A 24,419-nucleotide genomic window follows, 5' to 3' on the forward strand; every position below is an offset into this window, starting at 1 on the left:
GCAAGGGGCTCTTACCGTTTTACACATTTAATGACGAAAGCTATTTACGCATCCAGCGCTACAAACGTGCCAACTGGGACGTTCAGCCAGGAAAGAGGAAACCTGGCCTGCAGTGATAATAAAATCGCATTCACCGTCAGGCTAATCACGATTGAACATCAATGCAAAATAGGAATTAATTAATGCTCATCACGTTTAGTGGATTACCCGGCACCGGCAAAAGCACCATTGCGCGCTTATTAGCGCAGCAGATCGGTGCGGTGTATTTACGCGTCGATACTATCGAACAGGCGTTGCGATCGGGTGAAGAGAGCGAGAAAGCGATCGGGCCGGAAGGATATTTCGTTATCTACGGATTGGCACGCGACAATTTGCTGCTCGGTTCCACCGTTATTACCGACTCGGTTAACGACCTGCAGCTGATCCGCAACGCTTATCGCGATATCGCCTTGTTGAGCGGTGCGCCGCTGCTGGAAGTCGAAGTAATCTGTTCCGATCATAACAAACATCGCTTTCGCGTCGAAAATCGCGCTTCCGATATTAAAGGTTTGAAACTGCCGGATTGGCAGGCAGTTGAACAGCGCGAATATCAAGCCTGGGAGCGCGATCATCTGCAGCTTGATAGCGCCTTACTCTCGGCGCAGCAGTGCGTGGATGCCATTCTACAAGCGCTGCCTAAAACGTCACAATCCTGATCTTTCAGTGGTGGCGTAAAACGCGCCGCCACTTTCACCTGAAACCCATTCTTCGATCTTAATGTGATCAACCTCCGGATTCGGCGGTTGCATTATTGTTTATTGCTGCGCATTTGTTATGAATGAAGCGCACTTTAGTTTCGAATGAAACGATCAAGTTAACGAATCGGAGCATGTCATGAATCATACTTTCACTTCATTGCAACAACCTGATGATTTCAAACATAACGTTCGCCTGATGAAAAGGGTGTTAAGAGAGCAGATCGGCGATGTCGAAGGTCTGTTTGAACAAGTCAGAAGCAAAATCGTCAGCGAAATTGCCGCTGCTCGCGCGGAAGAGGCGCAAAACGGCAGCGCGTGGCCGCAGGTGAGTCAGCAGGATATTGCGGCGGGACGTATCACCGATGAGGTGAAGGATCATATTCGTCGACGCGGTTGTGTAGTGGTGAAGCAGACATTCCCGCGCGATCAGGCGCTGGCCTGGGATGAATCAATGCTCAAATACCTCGATGACAATGATTTCGACAACGTCTACCAAGGGCCGGGCGATAACTTCTTTGGCAATCTTGATGCGTCACGTCCGGAAATCTATCCGATTTACTGGAGCGATGCGCAGATGTCAGCGCGTCAAAGCGAGGCCATGGCCCAGACGCAATCTTTCCTCAATCGCTTGTGGACGTTTGAGTCGCGCGGCACGCGCTGGTTTGATCCTGACGTCAGCATCATTTATCCCGATCGTATTCGTCGCCGCTTGCCGGGCACCACCTCCAAAGGTCTTGGCGCGCACACCGATTCAGGCGCATTGGAGCGTTGGTTACTGCCGGCATATCAGCAGGTGTTCAGCAAAATTTTCACCAATCAGTTTGATCAATACAATCCCTGGGATGCGGCGCATCGCACTGAAGTGAATGAGTATCAATCGGGGACTACCACCAAGTGCTCGGTATTCCGTACCTTCCAGGGCTGGACCGCGCTGTCGGATATGCAGATTGGTCAAGGCTTGCTGCATGTGGTGCCGGTGCCGGAAGCGATGGCCTATTTGTTGCTGCGTCCGTTGTTGAAAGATGTACCGGAAGATGAGCTTTGCGGCGTTGCGCCGGGCAAAGTGCTGCCGGTTTCAGCGCAGTGGCATCCGGAACTGATTGAGGGCTTGTGTTCGATTCCCGCGCTGCAGGCGGGCGATTCGGTTTGGTGGCATTGTGATGTGATCCACTCGGTCGCGCCGGTAGAAAATCAGCAAGGCTGGGGCAATGTGATGTACATTCCCGCCGCACCGCTGTGTGAGAAAAATGCCACCTACGCGACAAAAGTGGCGCAGGCGCTGGCCAGCGGTGCGTCGCCTGGCGATTTCCCGCAGGAGGATTATGAAACGCAGTGGCGCGATCGCTTCACCCTCGACGCGCTGAATGCCAATGGTCGCCGCAGTCTGGGATTGGGCTAAATTTCTGGTAAGCTTGGCAAAAATTTCACAGCAGCGGGTGTTATGAACGCACGTCATCAGCAGATTATCCAATTGGTTAGCGAGCGCGGCAGCGTCAGCGTAAATGAGCTGGCGCACACCACCGGCGTCTCAGAAGTGACGGTGCGTCAGGATCTCAATCTTCTGGAGAAAGGCGGCTTTCTGCGCCGCGTACACGGTTCCGCCGTGGCGCCAGAAAGTGATGATGTTGGCGCGCGTATGCAAACCCGCTTCGCGGTGAAAAAGCGTCTGGCCGAGTACGCGGCGTCGCTGGTGAACAGCGGTGAAACGGTGTTTATCGAAGGCGGCAGTACTAACGCCTTGCTGGCGCGTGAACTGAGTGAACGCAACGATATCACCATCATTACCGTGAGCCATTACATCGCCGGATTGCTGCGCGAAAAGGGCGGCGATGTGATCATCCTTGGCGGCCTGTTCCAGAAAAGCAGTGAATCGGTGGTGGGGCCGCTAACGCGTCTGTGTATTCAGCACCTCAATTTCCACAAGGCGTTTATCGGTATTGATGGCTGGGATGCGGTCACCGGCTTTACCGGCCGCGATATGCTGCGCTGTGACGTGGTCAACGCCATCATGGAAAAACCCACACACACCATCGCGCTGACGGATTCCTCAAAGTTTGGCCAGATTCATCCGTTTGCCCTGGCACCGCTTCAGCCGTTTAACCAACTGATCACCGATGCCGAACTGGAGGCGAGCTATCAAAAAGCGCTGCGCGAGAAGGGCGTGGAAGTGAGTTTGGTCTAGCTCACGCAATCAGCTATTCAAGTGAAAAAGGATTGATGAACTGCCTGTGCCACAAGCTTTCCCGATCCACCTTGCTCAAATCGGCTTCATCACAAACATGATGCCAATAGGTTTCAATCGACGTTTTTATCAGCATGAAATGCGCATGCGCGTCAGCGCGACTCAAAGCAAAGTGATGAGCGGCATCCAGGCAGCTGCTCATACGACTCAGATTATTGTTGCCACTAATCAGCATCGCCTGCGAGGCTTCATTGCCAGCACGACCTTGCGGGCAAATATCATACGCAGGCGTAAGACTGAAGTTGTTACCATCCCAAAAGGCGGCATGATTGCGGGCATGGTCATCGGTATTGCCGCAGAGAATATTGAAGCAAAGCCGTTTATACAGCTCCAGCAAAGTCTCTTTGGGCGCGGCAAAACGTTGACGAATAATTTCAGCGAGTGTTTCATAGCTGGCATAGCGCGCCAGCATATCGTCGAGTTCAAATAGGGTCAGCGCCGAAAGCATCACTTTTCGCGTCCATCCATCGGCTTTATGTTCGCGGTCAAAGCGCTCAATCATGATCACATCGCGTCCAGCTGCTTTGACTAACTTCACCGGAGCGATATGCAATCCTGCCAACTGCGCCAACCGCATCGCCAGGAATTCGCCTTTCACCACGTTCCAGATATCCGCACTGGCAGAAAATTTCGCGATGTATTTTTTTCCCTCGGCCTCGATCAGCGCTTTTGGCCGCGCGCCACCGATCGACGTCCCATGGAAAAGCGCCTGATCCAGTTCGGGTGTTAGCGGCACGCCTTTTTCAACCCGATCAGCCGACTCCAGTAATTCAGGAAGGGTGACATTTGCAGTTGAGCGCGGAATGTATTCCGTTGCTGAGTGCTGGAAATCCAGGGCACCAATGCGATCTGAACCGGACTCAATGAGATACGTCAGCTCATCGAGTATTCCGGTATCGACGTTGGCGCCTTTCCGTCCCATTCGACGGTTGATAATGACCCGGCGTCCCCAGGCATCAGGTGCGCTGTCACGGATACAGCCCGCAATGTTTAACCCATTCAGCGGCGGAATAACGCCAGTCCGCAGAGGAAGTTCATTGGGATTGAGCGGAATGCGGTTTTCTCGCTGCAGATAACTACGACCATAGTTGAAAAGCAGCGTATCGCCTTCAGTCTCAAGCCTGCCCGCCACCACTGGTGATGTTTCACCTGGCAGCCATATCCATACGTAAGCGTCTCTAAAACGCGCTTCAGAAGTCATCCTTCACCTTCCTGCTACTCTTTTTTTTACTGGTGTGTTTGGGTAACAGCTTGAGCTTTTCCTCAACGCGATTTCGATGACTGACCAATGATGGCAAACTCACCTCTGCATCAAACAGGGGAATGCCCAATATGGCCGCAATCTCGAAATAACTGCCAATCTGACATTTCACGTCGCCTTGCTCAATGCGATGTAAAGTCCCACGCGAAATACCGGCTCTTTCTGCTAACTCAGATACTGGAATTTGCTTCTCGATACGTTCAGCACGAATCAAGGAAGCTAATAGGGCAATCGCTTCCTGAGCATAGCGTGAGGTGGGTGAAGTGATAGAAGCCATGACTTGTTCCATACAGGGTACCAATAAACGTAATTTGTACTATATATGGAACATCTTAGCCTGATGTGAAGGGTTTTTTCAACGGCGCATAATGTCAGAGATGTTCACTGTGTAGTACCAATTACGCTTATTGGTACTACACAGTGAACATTTCATCATTGCAATTCAGCCCACCAATGCCTGCGCGGTGACCTCATCCGTGATCAAACCGGTCACCAGACCGCTGGCCAGCACTGCGCGAATCGCGGCGACCTTACTGGCGCCGCCCGCCAGGGCGACAATCTCTGCGCGATGCGAGAGATCGAGATCCACTGACAACGTGCGGGCCGTTAAGTTGGTGTGAATCATCTGTCCGCTGGCATCGAAGAAGTGGCCCAGCAGCTCGCCGACCGCGCCGGATGAGGAGATATCATTGATCTCCGCTTCATCAATCATGCCGGCTTCAACCAGCTGAGCCGCGGGTTCCACGGTGCCAATTCCCACCAGTTTGACTTCACTCTGCGCCGCCATGGCAAACACCTCGCTCACGCCGCGCTGCGCCAGTAACACTTCGCGATCTTCCTGGGTATTGGCAAAGAAAGGCACGGGCATCATGTAGGCCTGCGCACCGGTTTTCTCGGCGATGCGGTGCATAACGTCGTGAGGATTGAGCGCGTAGTTGCGGGTTAAACAGCCGAGCAGCGAGACAAAGCGCATATGCGGCGCATCAATACGTGGCAATTGATGGATGGCGGCGGAAAGGGTGCGGCCATGCCCCAGACCTAAGGTGGTAGAAGGCGACGCGGTGAGCAGGTTACGCAGGTAATCCGCGCCCGCCATGCCCAGCGCGCGCACCGGCAAGCCTTCTTCGCCAAGATCGGGGGCGACATGACAGAAGTTAAGCGCGAATTTCGCGCGCAACCGATCTTCTAATTCGACGCAGGCGACGATATCGCCATCAATCGACACCTTCACCGCGCCCTCAGCCACCATTCTAGCAATCATGCGGTGCGTTTTTACCGACGGCAGCCCAAGTCGTTTCGCCACTTCCGCCTGCGTTAAACCGCCGACGTAGTGCAGCCAGGCGGCGCGCAGCGCCAGAGATTCGTCGCGTTCAGTCGAGGTTGGTGCCGGTTTCATGGGTTGTCCTTTGGTTTATATGGTGCGCTTAAGCCCTCATCCCAACCTTCTCCCACAAGTGGGAGAAGGGGCCGTTCGAGCAGCGTGCGCGGACAGTTCCCTCGCCCGCTTGCGGGAGAGGGTTAGGGTGAGGGGGAAACCGCGCCCCTCACTCCGCCAAATGCAGATCCTGCACGCCGGTATCAATATGCCCGGCCCAGAAGGCGACGCTTTCGGCGATCTCCGCCACCACGTTGCTATCGGTTGGCTCGCGCTCTTTAAAGCTCAGCTCAAGGCAGATCTCATTATCATGCGCCCCGCCGCGCGCCAGCGCGTCCAGCAGCGGCTGCGGCTGAATGCGGCCGCCGGCATTGTACTGCAATGTAAAAGGTCTGTGTCCGCCTTTATCCAGCATGCTCTGTTTAATATGGATAATCGGCGAGTAACGCGGCACCGCTTCGGCCCACGCATAAGGATCGTAATCGCGCGGATCGGCGGAAGTGACATCTCCGTGATCGATATCCGCCATCATCCACATCGGCAGCGCCATTGAGGCAGCACTCAAACGCTGCTGTAGCGCCAGACAGGCCGGAATGGTTTCGCCAAACTCGCGGCCCACGCTCATGGGTTCCCAAAACAGGTATTTCAATCCGGCGGCTTTGGCGTGTTCGGCAACATCGGCCCAGCAATCAATGGCGATGTCTATCAGTGCGTCGCGGCGCGCAACATCGTTGAAATCCTGCTGGGTAAAGATGGCGAACTGCGAACCCACCGCGTCGCCGCCCAGCTCGGCGGTGATATCAGCGAAGGTTTTAAACCAGTCAACATAATAGCGGCGTACTTCGACATCAGGATGACCAAAATGGTTGAGGCGACCATAGGGGCCGGTCATGCCGGAGGTCACGCGCACGCCGGTGGCGCGCAGCGCCTGCTGCATCTTGCGCGTCATGCGCATGATGGTCGCAGCAGGCCAGCCGGGATTGATAAATTCATGGGTGAGCTGCACATCACGGATGCGGATCTGCTGCGCCACGGTGGTAATCAAATCCTGCGGGTCGGCAAAGCGGTTCACCAACGGATTAGTATTCAGTGACAGCGTTAACGGCATGATTCACCTCTTATCCGGCATGCGCACGCAGCGGCGCGGGAGCAGCAAAGGTGGCGTTGAACCACTGGGTGAAAGCCTGTTGCTGCGCGTCATCGAGGTGCAACTTATGCTTGGTGCGGCGCCACAACACATCCTCGGCCTGCTGCGCCCACTCGTTTTCCACCAGATAACGCACCTCGGCTTCGTACAGCTGCCCACCAAAATGGCGGCCAAGATCGCCCAGCGCATTAGCATGACCGATCAGCTTATCGATGCGTGTGCCATAAAGCCGCGCATAGTGTTTGCGCAGCGCCTGCGGTAGCCACGGCCAGCGCGCTTTGACCTGCTCTAAGAAACTGTCGAAATCGGCGTGTGGCATATCGCCGCCCGGTAAGGTGGCGCCCCGCGTCCAGTCCGCGCCCATGTTGGGGAAGAACGGTGCCAGTTTTTGTATCGCATGTTCAGCCAGCTTGCGGAAGGTGGTGATCTTGCCACCAAACACATGCAGCAGCGGGGCATTTTGTTGATCGTCGAGGTCAAACACGTAATCACGCGTCACCGCCGACGGATTGCCTTTGCCGTCATCAAACAGCGGACGCACGCCGGAGAAGCGCGTGATCACATCACTGGCGCGCAGTTTCACCTTGAAGTAGCGATTCACCACGTCGATCAGGTATTGCTGCTCGCTGTCGTCGGCGGTAACCGCTTCCGCTTTGCCTTGCCACGGAATATCGGTGGTGCCGATCAGCGCTTTATCGCCTTCATACGGGTTGATAAAGATCACCCGCTTGTCGGTGTTCTGCACCAGATACGCCTGCTGACCTTCCCAGAATTTCGGCACGATGATGTGCGAGCCTTTGACCAGCCGCACGTTGCGACTGCTTTTGGTGTGTGTCACCTGATTAACGATATCCAGCACCCACGGTCCGGCGGCGTTGACCAACACTTTGGCAAACACGGTGCGTGAGGTACCGCTGGCATCCTGCAGGGTGATTTCCCACTTGCCGTTATGACGTGTCGCCGCTACGCAGCGGGTACGCGGCAGAATGGTGGCGCCGCGCTCGGCGGCATCCAGCGCATTCAGCGTCACCAGCCGCGCATCATCCACCCAGCAATCGGAGTACTCGAATCCTTTACTGTAACTGTCCAGCAGCGGCGCACCTTCAGGATCGCGGCGTAAATCCAGTGAACGCGTGCCCGGCAGTTTCTGACGGCCGCCAAGGTGGTCATAAAGAAACAGGCCGAGGCGCACCAGCCACGCCGGGCGATCGGTTGGGCTGTGCGGCAAGACAAACCGCATCGGCCAGATGATATGCGGCGCGGCGTTGAGCAGCACTTCGCGCTCGATCAGCGCCTCACGCACCAGTCGAAACTCGTAATACTCCAGATAACGCAGCCCGCCGTGCACCAGTTTGCCGGAGCGCGATGACGTGCCCTGCGCGAGGTCATCTTTCTCACACATCATTACCGACAATCCGCGACCGGCAGCGTCACGCGCGATACCGGCACCGTTGATACCGCCGCCAATCACAAACAGATCCAGCATGTGTTCACTCATGATTTACTCCTTAAAACTGTTTTAGCGCGTGCCAGGCGGCAGGAAGATCGTTACGCAGCTGCTGATAGGTGGGGAACAGCTGGTTGTAGCGCTGCATCAGTTCGCTCGCTGGCGCTTCGGGCGCATCCAGCAGCGGCATTACCCAGGTTTTGACGCAGCTCTCCATCGACGGATACGCGCCAATCGCTACCGCCGCCATCATCGCGGCACCGGCCGCTCCGGCTTCGTCGCGCTGGCTGATGCGCACCGGCGCACCAATGCAGGCAGATAAAATCTGGCGTAACGGCTGCGAACGCACCGCGCCGCCGGTTAAACGGATTTCTCCCGGCAAACTGCCCATCGCCTGATAGCAATCGCGCGCTGCAAAACCGATGCCTTCAATGACCGCCCGCACCAGATCGCCAAAATTGTGGGTGTAACTCAGGCCGGTAAAGCTGGCGCGCGCCTCGGCATTAACAAACGGCCCGCGCTCACCGGCAATCGAGATATACGGGTGATAGAGCAGGCTGCCGGGCTTCGCCGCGTTGAGCCAGCGATCGATATGGCCCACCAAACGGGCATGATCGATTTCACAGCCAAAGCTGTTAAGCAGATCGCTGGCGAGATTCAGTAGCCAGTCAAGATTGAGCGTTGATGCCATATTGGTTTGCACCTGCGTGACATAGCCCGGCCACGGCAGCGGAATCACGTAGCCGGTTTGCGCCGGATTCAGCCACACCTCATCAATGGTGACGCTGCGCAGATGTACGCCGGTCGAGCCAACAATCGAGCAGGCGGTATTGGCTTCGCCGGTGTGCACGCCAGCGCCAAGCGCGGTCATCGCCATATCGACATAGCCGAGGCAGATTGGCGTGCCAGCCCGTAAACCGGTGGCCTGCGCGGCTTCCGCGGTTAACGGATGCGTGGTTTCTGTGCCTTCAATGATCTCCGGCAGCAGATGACGATGCTGTTCCAGGCCTAGCGTGGCAATCACCTGATCGTCATAGCGCTGGTGGCGGAAGTTGCCAAAGGTAAAGCTGGCCTCAGAAGGGTCGGTGGCGCGGATGCCAGTGAGATTGAGGTAGAGCCAATCTTTGCAGTGCAGCGCCACTTCGCTGTTAGCTAACAGCTCGGGATAGAAGTGATCCATGTGCGCCAACTGCGATCCCTGCTGACAGGTGTTGAGTCCGGTGCCGGTAGCGCGAAAGCGCTCGGCGGCTAACGGGTGCTGATTGAGTTTTTCAACCGTTGGTGCCGCACGCGCATCCAGCCAGATCCAGGCATCGCCGACCGGCTGATTGTTGGCACCCACCAGCCAGCTGCCGTCGCCTTGTGCGGTGACGGCCACCGCAACCACCCGCGCGGCCAGGTTGTCGACGCGTTCACCCAGTTTGCGTATCGCTGTGACCGCATCCTGCCAGGTTTGGCTCATTGACTGCTGCGCTGCGCCGCCTTCGCTGCGGTAATAACGGTTACGCACCGATGCGCATGCCAGTTGCGTGCCTTCCAGATCAAACGCCACCGCTTTAACCACTGAGGTGCCGGAATCCAGACCCAGAATGATATCGCCACTGTCCACATACACCTCCGAAAGAAGAAGAGTTCAATTCATCGCCGCCAAAACCGAAAGGTGTTAACGGGCTGTGATGAATTTGCTAAATAATGTCTTACACCACTTCTCACTGAGATAACATATCAACTGTATTATTTTTCGATAAAACCAATAAATTTCACCTGAAATAGCGATTGTGATCACGAATCAGGCGTCAAAACCTTACAGATTGAAATGAGATAACACGGTGAACAGGCTGATAGAGCGGGGTTTATTGCGCTTTGTGATGGGGCCGACATCAATTAAGCGATCCAGATCGCTCTCCTGAAAAAATTGCGCGTCACCTGTTGACAATTTAGTCACATCAGCACAATTCTCATCACACAAGTTATCACATTTATAACATTATCGGCGCGATTATCGCAGCTGATGTCAGTGAGAGGTCACGTTATGTCCGATGTCTCAATCCGGGCCCAGCAAATTTCCCGCAAGCGCGTCCAGCGTTATGCCACCCTTGGCGTGATGGTGATTGCGCTGATCGCGGCGATGGCGCTCGACACCAAGGTGGTAAAAATTGGCTCCGCCGATGATGCGCAGGAGCAAGGCTTCTCGCCCGAGAGTTACGGCCAGAAAACCTTCCCGACTATCCAGCAGGATGTGGCATCACGCGCAGTAGACGCCAAAACGTTAGCCGATGCGCTGCAAACTAATCAGCAGGAAGCGGTGCAGAAATATGGCGTTGGCGCACCGCTGCCGGTCTTTGCCGTCAAGTTCTCCGGCGTGGTGCAAGCCGGGCAGATGGGCATCTTCCCGCTGAAAATCGATGGATTAGCAGGTGATATGCAGGTGCGGCTGCAAACCGGTCCAGCGATCACTGGTACCGATCTGCGTGACGCTAACGGCAAGATCCAGTTCGGTGATTTCACGAACCAAATCGAATATCAAAATGCCGGTTCCGCCATCAATCGTGCGATGAAAAGCGCGGTGCTCGACAAGCTGGATCGTGATGCGTTGCCGGGCAAAACCGTGCAGGTGGTTGGCGTGTTCCGCTTACTCAACGCGAAAAACTGGATGGTGACGCCGGTCAGCTTGGAGGTGAAATGAAACCGTTCAACCTCAATCCCGCCTTGCTGAAAGGCGAAGTGATCCTGCAAGCGCGCAACGTCAGCAAAGTGTACGGCTCCACGCACGCGCTGAAGGGCGTCAATTTCGAAATTCGTCGTGGCGAAGTGACCACGCTGTTTGGTGAAAACGGCGCGGGTAAATCGACGCTGATGAAAATTTTGTCTGGTGTGATTACGCCAACAACCGGGGAAATCTTGCTACACGGCGAGGAGAAGACCTTTCGATCCGCCACCGAAGCGCGTGACTGTGGCATCTCGATTATCCATCAGGAGCTGAATCTCGCGCCGAATATGAACGTGCGCGACAACATCTTTATGGGCCGCGAAATCATGAAGCCGGGCGGCGTCGATTATGCCGAAGAGGCGCGCGTGACGGCGCACCTGATGGCGGCGCTGGAGGAGGAGATCGATCCGCTGACGCCGGTGGAAAACCTGCGTCTGGGACAGCAGCAGATTGTGGAGATTGCCCGCGCGCTGTCGGTGAATTCGCAGATTCTGATCATGGATGAACCGACCTCGGCTCTGAGCGCGGCAGAAGTGGCGGTGCTATTTCAGGTGATCCGTGATTTAACCAGCCAGGGCGTCGCGATTGTCTATATCTCGCATCACCTGGAAGAGGCGCTGGAGATTACCGATCGGGCGGTGGTGCTACGCGATGGCGTGATGACCGCCTATGCCAAACGCGATGAGATCGATCTCGAATGGATCGTGCGCAACATGGTTGGCGATCACTTTGATCTGGGATCGCCGCCGCAGGGCTACGACTTCGGGCTGCCGGCGCTGACGGTAAAAGATCTGACGCTGAAAAGTAAAACCGGCATTCGGCTGGTGGACAACTTATCGCTGGCGGTGCAAGCCGGGGAGATTGTCTGTATTTACGGGCTGATGGGCGCGGGGCGCACCGAGCTGCTGGAGTGCATCGCCGGACGTCTGCAGCAAAGCAGCGGTCACATTCTATTGCAGGACACCGATATCTCCGCGCTTACCATCTCACAACGCATTCAAATTGGGCTGGCGCTGGTGCCGGAAGATCGGCAGCGCGATGGCCTGGTACAAACCATGTCGGTGGGTGAAAACCTGTCGCTGGCCAGCATCGGCGACTTTGTACGCGGACTGGTGCTCTCCAGAAGCCGGGAAAAACAGCTGGTCAACGACAGCATTCGTAACGTGACGGTGAAAACCGCTGGTGGCGATGCGGCGATTGGATCGCTCTCCGGCGGCAATCAGCAAAAAGTGGTGATCGGCAAAATGCTCGCCACCCGTCCCAAAGTGATTCTGCTGGATGAGCCGAGCCGCGGCATCGACATCGGCGCCAAAGCGGAAGTGTTTCGCCTGCTGGCGGAGAACGCCAAAAAGGGGCTGGCGGTGGTGTATACCACCTCGGAAGTGGGCGAATGCCTGAGTATTGCCCATCGCATTGTGGTGATGAGCAAAGGGCGCATCTCCGCCATCTTCGACGCAAGCGTCAGTAAAGAACGCATTATGGCCGCTTCAGGCGAGTCTTTGGTGGCATGACATGAAAAGTGGAGCAAAAGGTATGACTGACAGAACCCAAACGCTGGACACGCCGCCGGTGGTCAACAAGAAAAAAAGCGACAAGCAGCTGAATGTGGCGCGTCTGCTGCTGGAAGGGCGCGCGTTCATCGCGCTGCTGGTGATTATCGCTACCTTCTCCATGTTGTCGCCCAACTACTTTACCGGCGCTAACTTTCTCACCATGGCGTCGCACGTGGCGATCTTCGGTTTGCCGGCGATCGGCATGCTGCTGGTGATCCTCAACGGTGGCATCGATTTATCGGTGGGCTCTACGCTGGGTCTCGCTGGAGTGATGGCCGGATTTATGATGCAGGGCATCAACCTCGAAGCGCTCGGCGTGGTGCTCTATCTGCCGGTGTGGGCGGTGGCGATTTTGACGCTGGTGGTGGGCGCGCTGGTGGGATTAGTCAACGGCGTGCTGATCGCCTGGTTCCGCGTTCCGGCCTTCGTCGCCACGCTCGGCACGATGTATGTGGCGCGCGGCATTGCGCTGCTGATCACTAATGGTCTGACCTACAACAAACTCTCCGGCAGCGAAGCGCTGGGGAATACCGGCTTCGACTGGCTCGGTTTTAATCGCCTCTTCAATATCCCGGTTGGCGTGCTGGTGCTGGGCGTGGTGGCGCTGGCGTGTGGTTTCCTGCTTAGCCGCTCAGCGTTTGGTCGCTGGCTGTACGCGTCGGGTGGTAACGAACGTGCGGCCGATCTGTCAGGTGTGCCGGTGAAGCGCATCAAAATCAGCGTCTATGTGTTGTCTGGCGTCTGCGCGGCACTCGCCGGGCTGGTGCTCTCCTCACAGCTCACCTCGGCCGGCCCAACTGCTGGTACCACTTATGAACTGACTGCGATTGCGGCAGTGGTGATTGGTGGTGCGGCCCTGACCGGTGGACGCGGCAACGTGCGCGGCACGCTGCTTGGCGCGTTCGTGATTGGTTTTCTCTCTGATGGCCTGGTGATTATCGGCGTCTCTGCTTACTGGCAGACGGTGTTCACTGGTGCCGTGATCGTGCTGGCGGTATTGCTCAACACCTTGCAATACGGACGACGCGCTCGCTAACTCACGCGCGCTGTTTCAGCAGCGCGCGGATATCCGTAAAACCTGTACCCCAAATAATAACGGAGCACCAACTATGTTCACTAAACGTCTCTTCATCGCGGCTGCGGCTATGGCCATCACCACTTTTGCTGCACCCACCTGGGCAGATAACGGGTTAATGACCATCATCGTTAACGATCCTTCCAACCCTTACTGGCTAACGGAAGGCCAGGTAGCGCAGAAAGCGGCGGAAAAGCTGGGCTACAGCGCCAAAGTCAGTGCGCACAAAGGCGATACCAATACCGAAAGTCAGCTGATTGATACGGCGATCACCAATAAATCGAAGGCGATTATTCTCGATCCGGCGAACGCCGATGGTTCGGTCGGCTCGGTGAAAAAGGCCATCGCCGCCAATATTCCGGTATTTATCATCAATGCCGAACTGAACCAGAGCGGGCTCACCAAAGCGCAGTTGGTTTCTAACAACGCGCAGGGCGCGGCGGTTGGCGCAATGGAGTGGGTGAAGCAGGTGGGCGATAGTGCGAACTATGTCGAGCTGGTCGGCCCGCCGTCAGATAATAACGCCGCTACCCGCGCCAACGGTTTTGATACGGTGCTGTCGCAATATCCCACGCTGAAGAAAGTCGGTCAGGAAGTGGCTAACTGGGATCGCACACAAGGCTTCAACAAAATGCAGTCACTGCTGCAAGCCAATCCAAACATTAAAGGCGTGATCAGCGGCAACGACGAAATGGCGCTGGGCGCGATCGCTGCGTTGAAAGAAGCTGGCAAGCTGAATCAGATCAAAGTCGGCGGTTTTGACGGTTCACCGGATGCGGTTGACGCTGTGAAAGCCGGTACGCTGGCCTACACTGTGATGCAGCCGGTGGCGCAGTTCGCGCAGAAAGCGGTAGAGCAGGCGGATAGCTTCCTGAAAACCGGTAAGACCGGTGCGGCCTCGGAGAAGCAGCTGTTTGACTGCATCCTGATCATTAAAGAGAACGCCGGTAACTTTGCTTCACCGTTTGTTCTGAAGCAGTAAAAGTTGCGCAATAAATTGCGCCACTACGCTATGTGCGTTTTTTATAACAACCACCTTTGAAACGCACGTATTCGTAGCGGCGCGATTTATCACGCAGTGTAACGTTAGTCGCAATTTGCCAAAATCCGTATTAAACGCTGTAATGAGTGCCGAAAACGCTTCTCGCTTCACTTTCCCGGATGAAATATGGCGCATAACCCGCAGGACTCTTCACTTGGCGTATTTATGGCCGAAACCTTACCCAGCGATAGCCGCCAGGCGCGTCAACTGGCCCGTCGCCAGTTAATCGCCGAAGCGGTGATGGCAGAAGGGGCGATTCGCATCGAAGACATCACCGATCGCTTCGGCATCAGTTTGATGACCGCCCATCGTGATATCGACGAAATGGTTGAGCGTGGCCTGCTGCATAAATCGCGCGGCGTGGTGTCCGCGACGCCAACTAGCCTGGTTGAATCCAGCGATATCTATCGCGCCACGCGTCAGCTGGAAGAGAAACAGGCGATTGCCGATGTCGCCGCGACCTACCTCGAACCGGGACAGGCGATTTTCCTGGATGATTCCACCACCGTGCAGCAGATGGCGCGGCTGCTCTCGGCGCGCGCGCCGCTGACGGTGATCACCAACTCCCTGACCCTCATGAACGAGCTGCGCAATGGCCGCGATATCACTTTGATGGGCCTCGGCGGACAGTTCTATCACTGGTGCAATGCTTTTATGGGCCGCATGACGCGGGATGAAATTGCCAGCCTGCGCGCCGACGTGTTTTTCGTCAGCATGTCAGCGATTATCGATGATGCAGTGTTCCACCAATCCGCAGAAACGGTGGAGACCAAACGCGCGATGTTTGATGCCGCGCAGAAGCGCATTCTGATGATGGATAACACCAAGTTTGAACGCCGGGCGCTGCACCGTTTTGCGCATCTGAGTGAATTCGATGTGGTAATTGTTAATCAGGGCACGCCAGTGCCTATTTTGCGGCGTATGCAGGATTTAGGCGTGAATGTGGTGGTCGCCCCGATGAAAATAAATCATTCGGTTAATTCCTGAAAAGGCGGGCATCCTAAATGGCGACCTTTATATGACGTGCCAATCTTTACATTAATTTAAATATATCCCGCCTCGTTGATTTTTTTTACTTTCTTTAATCTGCTCAGCGTCTTATTCGGGGATTTCCTGGTTATGTACGCCGCGTAGTGCTCTATGGTTATTATTCGGCCCTGGTTCAGAATAATGAGGTATCTGATGCTGATTAAACTTAAACGCACACGAACGCATGATGAGGACAGGAATCTGGCAATGTGGCTCGCCACGGCCGCCGGTGTGCTCAATGCAATCGCCTTGGGGGCGTTTGGCTTTTTCCCCTCGCATATGTCAGGTAATACCTCTCAATTATCCAGTGAAGTATCGAACGTTAATTTCCGTGATATCACCTTTTTAGCCACCATCCTGTTTGCCTTTGTTTGTGGTGCGGTCACGGCGAGAATGGTGGTGATCAGCGGATTAGCCAATGGCAATCGCATTATATTCTGCCAAATATTGTGGGTTGAAGGGCTGGCCTTAATAGCGTTATCGCTGTTTGAAATGTTCTTTTATTCGTCGGCCAACAACCGGGAAGTTATTGTCATTCTGGGCTTCCTGATGGGCGTACATAATTCAACCTCTACGCAGTTATCCAATGGCCGCGTACGTTCAACCCATATTACCGGCACGCTGACCGATGCAGGAATTTCGCTGGCATCGGTATTAGCCGCGCTGTTCCGCCGCGATCCGTCGAAACAGCTGTCGGGTCAGAAACGTCAGCTGTGGACGCATCTGACCACGATATTTTCCTTCCTGATCGGCGGGATTGTCGGCCTGATGATGTTTAAACATCTAGGTTTTAAAGCCATGTCGATGGTCGGCGGCATACTGCTGATTGTTGCCACATTGGCGATGGTGAGAACGGTGGCACGGGTAAAGCGAGCGGCTTCCTGACATGATGGAGCGTGTGCAAGGCGGCGACTTTTTCGCCGCCTCGCTAGTGCCAGCCGCAAATAAGAATTTTTACCTTCCGTCTCATCATAAAACACCTTAAATTCACGCCGACGAGCAGTGCCAGTCACAACAGATTGGGTATTTTAACAACAATCAAATAAACACTTTTGCATGCCATCTATTCATGGCAGTGAGGCTTTGTATGCTTTTAAAACGCAGCTGTAATATTGCTATTGTCGTACTGGTCATGTTTTCTGTTACCGCGTGTGGCATGTCGCATCGTGGCAGAAATACCGCGATTGGTGCCGGTGTTGGTGCGGTAGGCGGTGCGGTACTTACCGGTGGTAGCACCTTCGGTACATTGGGTGGCGCGGCGATCGGTGGTTTAATCGGACACGAAGTTAGCAGGTAAGGAAATATTCTCGCGTAACTATGAACTTTATTTCACTCTCATTTATGCTGCATAGGATATCAATACTGTTCCTACCGCAAAATGAGGTGATGACATGGAGTTCCACCGTAAAAACTGGCATGAGAAAGCCTTCGATTTAGCGAATCGAGGTATTTCACTTGATTCGCTGGGTGAGCATCAGGCTGCAGCCTGTTCATGGGGTGCAGCCGCTGAATTAGCCAAAGCGCATCTGCGAGATGACGATATCTATTTCTGGATTATGAGCGGCTATGGCGCAATATTAATCCAGTGTCAGCGCTATCAAGAAGCAATTGAAGCGGCGAAAGAAGCCCTAGATTGGGAAGCGCAACAAAACCAAATACTTTCCCGAATGACGCTTGCGCGTGCGCTCTATGCTCTGGGCGCAGTTGATGGCGCAAAATTTTATTTTCAGCAAATTTATGACATGCAAGGTGATGGCATTTTTGCTGCATTACCCGAATTTGAGCACGCCACCCTGAAGGATTTAGTCCGTTTCAGGAAATAACCGGAGAGGCTTTCTCTCCGGTTAGCCTTCAGAAAACCAGCTGGACTTTAGCCGCACGCTCTTTATCCGCTGCCAGCTCCAGCGCAAGTGCGGCATCCTGCATGGGCATTTCGGCTGAAAGCAGCGGCAGCGGATTGATTTTGCCTTGCTCAAGCCAGCGTACTGCGGTGGTGAATTCGCTGGTGAAGCGGAAGGATCCGCGTAGCTGTATCTCTTTGACCAGCAACGGCCCGATGGGATAGTTTACCTCTGCCGCGCCCATGCCAAGCTGCACGATAATGCCGCCCGGACGGGTAAAGGCGACCAGCGAAGCCACCGCCGCGCCTGCGCCAGAAGCTTCAAAACAGACATCAAAACTGCCGCCATTTTCTGCCCAGCGCGCAATTTGCTGTTCGTCACGCGGATCCAGCGCCGCGCTGGCCCCCATATTGATCGCCAACTGACGACAACGTTCGCTGATGTCGGTAGCCACCACTTCGGTGGCACCTGAAGCCAGTGCCGCCGCGATGACCAGACAACCGATCGGTCCGGCGCCGGTGACCAGCACGCGCTTGCCGGTCAGATCGCCAGCCTGGCGTACCGCATGAATACACACCGCCAGCGGTTCGGCAAAGGCCATCACTTTGGCATCTGCGCCATCGCTGTACGGTACGCACTGCACGGGATTAACCGCCACATATTGGGCAAATCCGCCGTTAACATGCGGGAAAAACTGCGCGCTGCCCATAAAGCGCATTGAGCGACAAAGATTCTGTTTTCCTTCCTGACACAGCGCGCACAGCTGGCACGGTTGGGAAGGATTGATCGCCACGCGCTGGCCAACCTTCAGGTCGCTGTTTTCTGGCACTTGCTCGATGATGCCAACAAATTCATGGCCTAAAATCATCGGCGCTTTCAGTACCGACATGCCCGCGCGGCCATGCTGGAAATAGTGAATATCCGAGCCACAAATCCCGCCACGCTCAACTTTGACTAACACTTGCTGCGCGTTCCACTCAATTTCCCGCGACTCACAGCGCACATCATGTGCGGCATTGACGATCACCGCGTTCACTGTTTTCTGCTGCATTATGCTTCTCTCTATGCGTTTGAAGGGGTTTCAAATTTCTTTTTATTTTCAGCCGGTTGTTGGCCGGGCGGCGTCATCACTTCAATTTTGCCAACCAGCAGCAGGTAGGCCAAAAAGCCCATCAGTGCGACGGCAGCGATGTACCACATCGCGTATTGGAAGTTGTGGGTGCGCTGCAAAATAACGCCGATGATGATCGGACTGACAATGCCGGAGAGATTGCCAAAAATATTCAGAAAGCCGCCGATGGTGCCGATTAAGTGGCGCGGAATCACATCGCTGCACACCACCCAGCCGAGATTAGAGAAGGCGTTGGCGAAGAAGGCGATAGAGAGAATAGCGATGGCAATTACCGGGCTGTCCTGGAAGAAATTCACTAGCGCAATCGAACAGGTGAGCAACATCCCCAGCATTACCGGCAGCTTGCGTGCGAAGGTGCGGCTGCGGCCACGCTTGAGCAGGAAATCACTCAGCGTTCCGCCGCACAGCACGCCAGCCATCGCCATCAGATAAGGGAACATTGCGCCAATCCCCGCTTTATCGATCGACAGATGCAGCCCTTTTTCCAGATAGACAATAAACCAGGTCAGGAAAAAGTAGAGCGTCGACGAGGCCGCGAACTGCGCGATAAACAAACCCCAGGTGGTGCGCTGGCGCAGAATGTGTTTTACCGACTGCCAGTTAATCTTGCCGTTTCCGGCTTGCTGATTCACTGAACCGTGGCCGCCGCCTTTGCGGATGATATCGAGTTCCGCATCATTCACTTTGCTGCTGTGCTGCGGGTCGCGATAGACAATCAGCCAGTAAATGCCGAACACAATGCCCACCAGGCCAGAGAGATAAAATGACATCTCCCAACCCCATTGAGAGACGATAAACGACAGCACCGGCGTCAGCAGCGCCAGACCAATGTATTGCGCGCTGGAATAGGTTGCCGTTGCACGCGCACGTTCATGGTCGGGAAACCAGGTGGCGATGATTTTGGTGTTGGAGGGAAAAGAGGGCGCTTCTGCTACGCCAATTAGCGCGCGGCACACCAACAGCATCATAAATGACGCGGTGGCGGTGGTGAAAAAGTGATGCGATGCCAATCCCATTAGCAGGGTAAACAGGCTCCACAGCACAATCGCGCTGCCGTACAGCCAGCGCGAACCAATACGGTCAAGCAGATAGCCGACCGGAATCTGGCTCAGAGCATAAAACCAGGTAAACATCGAAAACAGTAAACCTAACTGCGTGGCGGATAAGAAAAACTCGCCCTGAATATGGGAACCGGCTACCGCCAGGTTAGCGCGATCCATATAGTTGATAGCGGTGACAATAAACAGCATGAATAAAACGCTTAAACGCGTGCGCGTGGGTTTCATGGTCATGACTTCATTCTCTATGAGTGTGCAGAGCGGGTTTGTGCCGTTGGCGTGCTCAGGCTACTAAAGGTGGTCAGTGCGGTGAGTAATACCGCCACAACCAGCGATCCGCCCATAAATACATAAGAGGCCGCTGGGCTGCCGGTAAGGCCATTGAGATAGCCCACAATCCATGCGCCGACGAAGGATCCCAACGCACCGAAGCAGACCACGAAGGACATCGCGCCCGCTACAACGTTGCGTGGCAGCATCTCAGGGATCGCAGCGAAGAAGGGTCCGTACGGCGTGTACATCGCACCGCCCGCGATCACCAGCAGCACCCATGAGAACCAGAAGTGCGTCGCACCGAGCGTAAAAGAAGCAATGAAGCACACCGCGCCCAGCCCAAGGAAAAGCAGCACGATGTTTTTACGCTGCTGGTATTTATCGGAGAACCAGGATGCGGTCAGCATCAGCGGCACGGCGAGCAGATAGGGCGCGGCTGAGAGCCAACCGGTCGCGACAATACCCATGCCGGACGCGCTCTTCAGCATGGAAGGCAGCCACATGATGAAACCGTACATGCCGATATTCCAGAAGAAGTGGATAAACGCCAGCGCCAGCACTTTAGGCGAGCGGAAAGCTTCACGGTAATTCTTAACCGGTTTGATCGACTGCTGCTCTGCCGCCAGCGCGTTTTCCACCGCACGCTTTTCGGCCTCGCTCAGCCATTTGGCATCACGCGGTCGGTCGGCATAAATTTTCCACCAGATGAACGCCCATAAGATGGCAGGCACGCCTTCAATAATGAACATGCCGCGCCAGCCAAAGGCGTTCACCAGATAGCCGGAGAGAATCGACATCCACAACACGGTAATCGGATTGCCGAGGAACAGAAAGGTGTTGGCTTTGGAACGCTCCGCGCGCGTGAACCAGTGGCTGAGGAAGATCAGCATCGCCGGCATCACCACACTTTCTGCGACGCCGAGCAGGAAGCGGATCACCGCCAGCAGCGCCACGCTGTGCACCATGCCGGTGGCGGTGGCCAATGCGCCCCACAGGATCAGGCTCCAGAAAATCAGCTTCTTCGCCGAGTGCTTTTCCGCGTAAATGCCGCCCGGCACCTGGAAACAGAAATAACCGAGGAAAAACAGTGCGCCGAGTAATGCCGAAATGGCGGGCGTGATATTGAGATCTTCAGCCAGACCTGCGGCGGCACCAAAACCGTAGTTGGCACGATCGAGGTAGGCGAGGCTATAGGTAATAAAGGCAATCGGGATGAGTTTTCCCCACCGACTAGCCGGTAAAATCCCTGCAATATTCTGGTTCATGCTATGACCTCAGGTCGCTTGAGTAGGATACAGCTGAGTCTTGGTGCCCAGCTTAGGTCGTTTAAATCGGTCCGTTATAAGGTGGCGAGCCAGCCGCCATCCACGTAAATCATCTGGCCATTGACGTAATCGGAAGCAGAGGACGCCAGATAGATGGCGGTACCAACCAGTTCGTCGGGTTTTCCCCAGCGACCAGAAGGATTACTGCTGCAGACCCATTTATTGAACTCTTCGTTTTCGATCAGCGCTTCGTTCATATCCGTTAGGATATAGCCCGGCCCAATGCCGTTGGTCTGGATATTGAACGGCGCCCATTCAGCCGCCATCGATTTGGTTAACAGCTTGATGCCGCCTTTTGCCGCAGTGTAGGGCGCGACGGTAGGGCGCGCGGCTTCGCTGGTCAGCGATCCGATATTGATAATTTTCCCACCGCGCTGGCGTTCCACCATGCGTTTGGCTGCAGCACGTGAGACGAGGAACGCGCTGGTGAGATTGATATCCAGCATCCGCTGCCAGTCGCTCAATGCCAGTTCCAGCATCGGTTTGCGGAACTGAATGCCTGCGTTGTTGATCACAATGTCGACGTGAATGTTCTCTTCATCAAGCTGCTGGAATACCGCTTCAATCGCGGCTTCATCTGCCACATTGAACAGAAAGCCTCGGGCATCAAATCCTTGTTGCTGTAATTGCTCCAGCGCCTTATCCATGTGCTCCTGACGCGTGCCATTCAGGAGCACTTTTGCGCCGGCCTGCGCCAGGCCTTGTGCATAAGCAAATCCCAAACCGCGCGTTGAGCCGGTAATCAGGGCGGTTTTCCCGGAGAGGTTAAATAAGGTCTGCATAACAAAACGTCCTTCATGTAACATGACTAACAAGTTGGATGGGTTACTTTTACGTCATGCGCAGAAAGGCAGCAATTGGCAGGCGAGAGATTTGTAAGATATCTCACAAATTATTAATGTCATCATCAGAAGGTAATTATCTACCTTTGATGATTAACCTAATGAAAGTAATAGTTAAATTTCGGGGTTTTGCAGTATCGCTTTTGCTGCGCGAAAAATTGCTGCTTGTGTTGCAAGCAGTGACGCGTTAAAAAGCGGTAGACATGTAGGACAAGTGAGTAAAGCCGTGGCGCTGGAAAGTATCCAAAAACATAATGTGGTTGATGTCATCTACGAGCAGATGAAGCAGAACATTCAGGATGGTCTGTGGGAGCCGGGCTGTAAGTTGCCGTCAGAAGCGGAATTGACCGCAACCTTTCAGGTGAGCCGCGTCAGCGTGCGGAGTGCCGTGCAGAAGCTGCGAGACCTTGGCGTGGTGGTGACGCATCAAGGGAAGGGTACCTATGTTACCCGCGAAGTGGCGCGCTACGGATCGTTCAGCGATAACCAGCCCATTCTGCACCTTTCGCAGGAAGAGTTTGATGATATGCGGGTTTTCCGTCAGACCGTCGAGTTCAAATGTATGGAGCTGGCAGTGCAGAACGCCACAGATGAGGATGTCAAAGTGCTGGAAAGCGCCCTAAATCGCATGCTGGTGAGTAAAGATGACTACAAGAAGTACTCGCTGGCGGACTACGATTTCCATCTGGCGATTGTGAAAGCCTCGCACAACAAAGTGTTCATCCACGTCATGGAATCCCTCAAGGGGATTTATGTGCATTACCTCGAAGAGTTGAACCGCGTATTGGGCATTACGCTGGAAAGCGTTGAAGCCCACATTAAAGTCTTTATGGCGTTGAAAAACCGCGATGCCTCGCTGGCAGCCGAGACGCTTAATAGCGCGATGACACATAACGTGCACGCCATCGAGGATGTACGCCATAACTGAATAACCAAAAGCCCTGCACAGGGCTTTTTAATACACATAACATGTAGGACATCATACAGCATGTTATCCAGATACTGTGAGGATCATGATGACTAACCTGAAAATTACCGATGTAAAAACCATCCTTACCGCGCCAGGCGGCATTGATTTGGTGGTGGTAAAAATCGAAACCAGCGAACCCGGTTTATACGGTTTGGGCTGCGCCACCTTTACTCAGCGTATCTACGCGGTCGCCGCCGCGATTGAAAACTACATGAAGCCGTTTTTGATCGGCAAAGACCCGGCGCGTATCGAAGACATCTGGCAATCGGCGGCGGTCAGCGGTTACTGGCGTAACGGTCCGGTGATGAATAATGCGCTCTCCGGTGTGGATATGGCGCTGTGGGACCTGAAGGGTAAAGTTGCCGACCTGCCAGTGTATGAACTGCTTGGCGGCAAATGTCGTGATGGCGTGCCGCTTTATCGCCACTGCGACGGTGCCGATGAGATAGAAGTTGAAGACAACATCCGCGCGCGCATGGAAGAGGGCTATCAATATGTGCGCTGTCAGATGGGCATGTATGGCGGCGCGGGTACCGATGATTTGCGTTTGATCGCCGGCAAGCTGGCCAAGGCGCGCAATATCCAGCCGAAGGTGTCACCGCGTAATCCTACTCACGGCATCTATTTCGATCCGGATGCTTATGCGCGCGCCGTACCGCGCCTGTTTGATCATCTGCGCAACAAGCTCGGTTTTGGCGTTGAGTTTATTCACGATGTGCACGAGCGCATCACGCCAATCGCTTCGATTCAGTTGGCGAAATCACTCGAACCGTATCAGCTATTTTTCCTCGAGGATCCGGTTGCGCCAGAAAATATCGACTGGCTGAGTAAATTACGTAGCCAAAGCAGCACGCCAATTGCCATGGGCGAGCTGTTTACGCAAATCAACGAGTGGAAGCCATTAATTCAAAACCAGCTGATCGATTATATTCGCTGCCATGTCAGTACCATTGGCGGCATTACACCGGCGAAGAAGCTGGCGACTTTTGCGGAACTGTTTGGCGTGCGCACCGCGTGGCATGGTCCGGGCGATATCTCACCGATTGGCGTGGCAGCAAACCTGCATATTGATCTGAGCATCACCAATCTTGGCATTCAGGAGTACACGCCGGTGAATGAGGCGCTGCAGGAAGTGTTCCCAGGTTGTCCGGAGATTGATCGCGGTTATGCCTATCTCAGCGATCGTCCGGGGCTGGGCGTGGATATCGATCTGAAAGAGGCGGCAAAATATCCGGTATCGGGCGGTATTCCAGACTGGACTAACGCGCGTCTGCCAGATGGCACGGCGGCACGTCCGTAAACGTATTTAAGATTGGAGAGGAACCACTGATTGGTTCCTCTTTTATTTAGTTTTCAAAAC

At 54.7% G+C, this 24,419-nt stretch carries 23 protein-coding genes; 13 read left to right on the forward strand and 10 right to left on the reverse strand.

Annotation, left to right across the window (positions count from 1 at the left end; all coding sequences use genetic code 11):
• Positions 1 to 182: 182 nt before the first annotated feature.
• The 3 genes from MWH02_RS01810 (at position 183) to MWH02_RS01820 (ending at position 2,919) form a co-directional block, all read left to right on the forward strand.
• The gene (locus tag MWH02_RS01810) at positions 183 to 695 is read left to right on the forward strand and encodes a P-loop nucleotide/nucleoside kinase family protein (RefSeq protein WP_217546602.1); all 513 of its coding nucleotides are present in this window, start codon (positions 183 to 185) and stop codon (positions 693 to 695) included.
• Positions 696 to 873: 178 nt separating this feature from the next.
• Entirely contained in the window at positions 874 to 2,136 is a 1,263-nt protein-coding gene (locus MWH02_RS01815; RefSeq protein ID WP_271459771.1) for a DUF1479 domain-containing protein, read from the forward strand.
• A 42-nt stretch (positions 2,137 to 2,178) separates the two neighbouring features.
• Positions 2,179 to 2,919 (forward strand): DeoR/GlpR family DNA-binding transcription regulator, encoded by a 741-nt coding sequence (locus MWH02_RS01820; protein ID WP_192411823.1) that lies wholly within the window; start codon positions 2,179 to 2,181, stop codon positions 2,917 to 2,919.
• Positions 2,920 to 2,932: 13 nt separating this feature from the next.
• Here MWH02_RS01820 and MWH02_RS01825 read toward each other — a convergent pair whose 3' ends face one another.
• The 6 genes from MWH02_RS01825 to MWH02_RS01850 all read right to left on the reverse strand — a co-directional run bounded on the left by MWH02_RS01825 (position 2,933) and on the right by MWH02_RS01850 (position 9,818).
• Positions 2,933 to 4,180, reverse strand: coding sequence for a type II toxin-antitoxin system HipA family toxin (locus tag MWH02_RS01825; protein ID WP_271459772.1), 1,248 nt, complete (start codon positions 4,178 to 4,180; stop codon positions 2,933 to 2,935).
• Entirely contained in the window at positions 4,170 to 4,517 is a 348-nt protein-coding gene (locus MWH02_RS01830) for a helix-turn-helix domain-containing protein (RefSeq protein WP_110866164.1), read from the reverse strand. Before MWH02_RS01830 ends, MWH02_RS01825 begins: the two co-directional genes overlap by 11 nt.
• Before the next feature lie 165 nt (positions 4,518 to 4,682).
• Positions 4,683 to 5,636, reverse strand: a complete 954-nt coding sequence (locus MWH02_RS01835; RefSeq protein ID WP_271459773.1) for a sugar-binding transcriptional regulator — start codon at positions 5,634 to 5,636, stop codon at positions 4,683 to 4,685.
• 148 nt (positions 5,637 to 5,784) lie between these two features.
• Positions 5,785 to 6,723 (reverse strand): sugar phosphate isomerase/epimerase family protein, encoded by a 939-nt coding sequence (locus MWH02_RS01840; RefSeq protein WP_271459774.1) that lies wholly within the window; start codon positions 6,721 to 6,723, stop codon positions 5,785 to 5,787.
• A 10-nt stretch (positions 6,724 to 6,733) separates the two neighbouring features.
• Positions 6,734 to 8,260 (reverse strand): glycerol-3-phosphate dehydrogenase, encoded by a 1,527-nt coding sequence (locus MWH02_RS01845; RefSeq protein WP_271459775.1) that lies wholly within the window; start codon positions 8,258 to 8,260, stop codon positions 6,734 to 6,736.
• A gap of 10 nt (positions 8,261 to 8,270) precedes the next feature.
• A complete protein-coding gene (locus MWH02_RS01850) occupies positions 8,271 to 9,818 on the reverse strand; it encodes an FGGY-family carbohydrate kinase (RefSeq protein WP_271459776.1) in 1,548 nt (515 codons plus the stop codon).
• 423 nt (positions 9,819 to 10,241) lie between these two features.
• Here MWH02_RS01850 and MWH02_RS01855 point away from each other — a divergent pair, with 423 nt between their 5' ends.
• The 8 genes from MWH02_RS01855 (at position 10,242) to MWH02_RS01890 (ending at position 17,441) form a co-directional block, all read left to right on the forward strand.
• A complete protein-coding gene (locus tag MWH02_RS01855; RefSeq protein ID WP_271459777.1) occupies positions 10,242 to 10,895 on the forward strand; it encodes a DUF2291 domain-containing protein in 654 nt (217 codons plus the stop codon).
• Positions 10,892 to 12,430, forward strand: coding sequence for a sugar ABC transporter ATP-binding protein (locus MWH02_RS01860; RefSeq protein WP_217546622.1), 1,539 nt, complete (start codon positions 10,892 to 10,894; stop codon positions 12,428 to 12,430). Before MWH02_RS01855 ends, MWH02_RS01860 begins: the two co-directional genes overlap by 4 nt.
• A gap of 22 nt (positions 12,431 to 12,452) precedes the next feature.
• Positions 12,453 to 13,508 carry an ABC transporter permease gene (locus tag MWH02_RS01865; RefSeq protein ID WP_101764387.1) on the forward strand — a complete coding sequence of 352 codons (1,056 nt, stop codon included), beginning with the start codon at positions 12,453 to 12,455 and terminating at the stop codon, positions 13,506 to 13,508.
• Positions 13,509 to 13,581: 73 nt separating this feature from the next.
• Positions 13,582 to 14,529, forward strand: a complete 948-nt coding sequence (locus tag MWH02_RS01870; RefSeq protein WP_271459778.1) for a D-ribose ABC transporter substrate-binding protein — start codon at positions 13,582 to 13,584, stop codon at positions 14,527 to 14,529.
• A gap of 186 nt (positions 14,530 to 14,715) precedes the next feature.
• Positions 14,716 to 15,576, forward strand: coding sequence for a DeoR/GlpR family DNA-binding transcription regulator (locus MWH02_RS01875; RefSeq protein WP_101764389.1), 861 nt, complete (start codon positions 14,716 to 14,718; stop codon positions 15,574 to 15,576).
• Positions 15,577 to 15,771: 195 nt separating this feature from the next.
• Complete coding sequence (locus MWH02_RS01880) at positions 15,772 to 16,503, forward strand: YoaK family protein (protein WP_192411833.1); 732 nt, start codon at positions 15,772 to 15,774, stop codon at positions 16,501 to 16,503.
• Positions 16,504 to 16,705: 202 nt separating this feature from the next.
• Complete coding sequence (locus MWH02_RS01885) at positions 16,706 to 16,915, forward strand: YMGG-like glycine zipper-containing protein (RefSeq protein WP_061718879.1); 210 nt, start codon at positions 16,706 to 16,708, stop codon at positions 16,913 to 16,915.
• Positions 16,916 to 17,009: 94 nt separating this feature from the next.
• The gene (locus MWH02_RS01890; RefSeq protein WP_101764391.1) at positions 17,010 to 17,441 is read left to right on the forward strand and encodes a hypothetical protein; all 432 of its coding nucleotides are present in this window, start codon (positions 17,010 to 17,012) and stop codon (positions 17,439 to 17,441) included.
• Positions 17,442 to 17,469: 28 nt separating this feature from the next.
• Here the strand turns inward: MWH02_RS01890 and idnD are convergent, their stop codons facing one another.
• The 4 genes from idnD to MWH02_RS01910 all read right to left on the reverse strand — a co-directional run bounded on the left by idnD (position 17,470) and on the right by MWH02_RS01910 (position 22,029).
• Positions 17,470 to 18,510, reverse strand: coding sequence for an L-idonate 5-dehydrogenase (gene idnD, locus MWH02_RS01895; protein ID WP_271459779.1), 1,041 nt, complete (start codon positions 18,508 to 18,510; stop codon positions 17,470 to 17,472).
• A gap of 11 nt (positions 18,511 to 18,521) precedes the next feature.
• Positions 18,522 to 19,877 (reverse strand): MFS transporter, encoded by a 1,356-nt coding sequence (locus MWH02_RS01900; protein WP_271460168.1) that lies wholly within the window; start codon positions 19,875 to 19,877, stop codon positions 18,522 to 18,524.
• A 17-nt stretch (positions 19,878 to 19,894) separates the two neighbouring features.
• Positions 19,895 to 21,187, reverse strand: a complete 1,293-nt coding sequence (locus MWH02_RS01905) for an MFS transporter (protein WP_101764393.1) — start codon at positions 21,185 to 21,187, stop codon at positions 19,895 to 19,897.
• A gap of 74 nt (positions 21,188 to 21,261) precedes the next feature.
• Positions 21,262 to 22,029 carry an SDR family oxidoreductase gene (locus MWH02_RS01910; protein WP_271459780.1) on the reverse strand — a complete coding sequence of 256 codons (768 nt, stop codon included), beginning with the start codon at positions 22,027 to 22,029 and terminating at the stop codon, positions 21,262 to 21,264.
• Between the two features lie 286 nt (positions 22,030 to 22,315).
• Between MWH02_RS01910 and MWH02_RS01915 the strand changes: the two genes are divergently transcribed.
• Both MWH02_RS01915 and MWH02_RS01920 read left to right on the forward strand, forming a co-directional pair.
• Entirely contained in the window at positions 22,316 to 23,017 is a 702-nt protein-coding gene (locus MWH02_RS01915) for a FadR/GntR family transcriptional regulator (protein ID WP_110866446.1), read from the forward strand.
• A gap of 88 nt (positions 23,018 to 23,105) precedes the next feature.
• Positions 23,106 to 24,359, forward strand: coding sequence for an enolase C-terminal domain-like protein (locus tag MWH02_RS01920; RefSeq protein WP_271459781.1), 1,254 nt, complete (start codon positions 23,106 to 23,108; stop codon positions 24,357 to 24,359).
• The last annotated feature ends 60 nt before the right edge of the window (positions 24,360 to 24,419 follow it).

It is taken from the genome of Pantoea leporis (genome assembly GCF_028048155.1).
Classification (GTDB): Bacteria; Pseudomonadota; Gammaproteobacteria; order Enterobacterales; family Enterobacteriaceae; genus Pantoea; species Pantoea leporis.

Coding starts and splice junctions, on each gene's coding strand:
- MWH02_RS01810 (WP_217546602.1), top strand. CDS start 183: ATGCTCATCACGTTTAGTGGATTACCCGGCACCGGCAAAAGCACCATT.
- MWH02_RS01815 (WP_271459771.1), top strand. CDS start 874: ATGAATCATACTTTCACTTCATTGCAACAACCTGATGATTTCAAACAT.
- MWH02_RS01820 (WP_192411823.1), top strand. CDS start 2,179: ATGAACGCACGTCATCAGCAGATTATCCAATTGGTTAGCGAGCGCGGC.
- MWH02_RS01825 (WP_271459772.1), bottom strand. CDS start 4,180: ATGACTTCTGAAGCGCGTTTTAGAGACGCTTACGTATGGATATGGCTG.
- MWH02_RS01830 (WP_110866164.1), bottom strand. CDS start 4,517: ATGGCTTCTATCACTTCACCCACCTCACGCTATGCTCAGGAAGCGATT.
- MWH02_RS01835 (WP_271459773.1), bottom strand. CDS start 5,636: ATGAAACCGGCACCAACCTCGACTGAACGCGACGAATCTCTGGCGCTG.
- MWH02_RS01840 (WP_271459774.1), bottom strand. CDS start 6,723: ATGCCGTTAACGCTGTCACTGAATACTAATCCGTTGGTGAACCGCTTT.
- MWH02_RS01845 (WP_271459775.1), bottom strand. CDS start 8,260: ATGAGTGAACACATGCTGGATCTGTTTGTGATTGGCGGCGGTATCAAC.
- MWH02_RS01855 (WP_271459777.1), top strand. CDS start 10,242: ATGTCCGATGTCTCAATCCGGGCCCAGCAAATTTCCCGCAAGCGCGTC.
- MWH02_RS01860 (WP_217546622.1), top strand. CDS start 10,892: ATGAAACCGTTCAACCTCAATCCCGCCTTGCTGAAAGGCGAAGTGATC.
- MWH02_RS01865 (WP_101764387.1), top strand. CDS start 12,453: ATGACTGACAGAACCCAAACGCTGGACACGCCGCCGGTGGTCAACAAG.
- MWH02_RS01870 (WP_271459778.1), top strand. CDS start 13,582: ATGTTCACTAAACGTCTCTTCATCGCGGCTGCGGCTATGGCCATCACC.
- MWH02_RS01875 (WP_101764389.1), top strand. CDS start 14,716: ATGGCGCATAACCCGCAGGACTCTTCACTTGGCGTATTTATGGCCGAA.
- MWH02_RS01880 (WP_192411833.1), top strand. CDS start 15,772: ATGCTGATTAAACTTAAACGCACACGAACGCATGATGAGGACAGGAAT.
- MWH02_RS01885 (WP_061718879.1), top strand. CDS start 16,706: ATGCTTTTAAAACGCAGCTGTAATATTGCTATTGTCGTACTGGTCATG.
- MWH02_RS01890 (WP_101764391.1), top strand. CDS start 17,010: ATGGAGTTCCACCGTAAAAACTGGCATGAGAAAGCCTTCGATTTAGCG.
- idnD (WP_271459779.1), bottom strand. CDS start 18,510: ATGCAGCAGAAAACAGTGAACGCGGTGATCGTCAATGCCGCACATGAT.
- MWH02_RS01900 (WP_271460168.1), bottom strand. CDS start 19,877: ATGAAACCCACGCGCACGCGTTTAAGCGTTTTATTCATGCTGTTTATT.
- MWH02_RS01905 (WP_101764393.1), bottom strand. CDS start 21,187: ATGAACCAGAATATTGCAGGGATTTTACCGGCTAGTCGGTGGGGAAAA.
- MWH02_RS01910 (WP_271459780.1), bottom strand. CDS start 22,029: ATGCAGACCTTATTTAACCTCTCCGGGAAAACCGCCCTGATTACCGGC.
- MWH02_RS01920 (WP_271459781.1), top strand. CDS start 23,106: ATGACTAACCTGAAAATTACCGATGTAAAAACCATCCTTACCGCGCCA.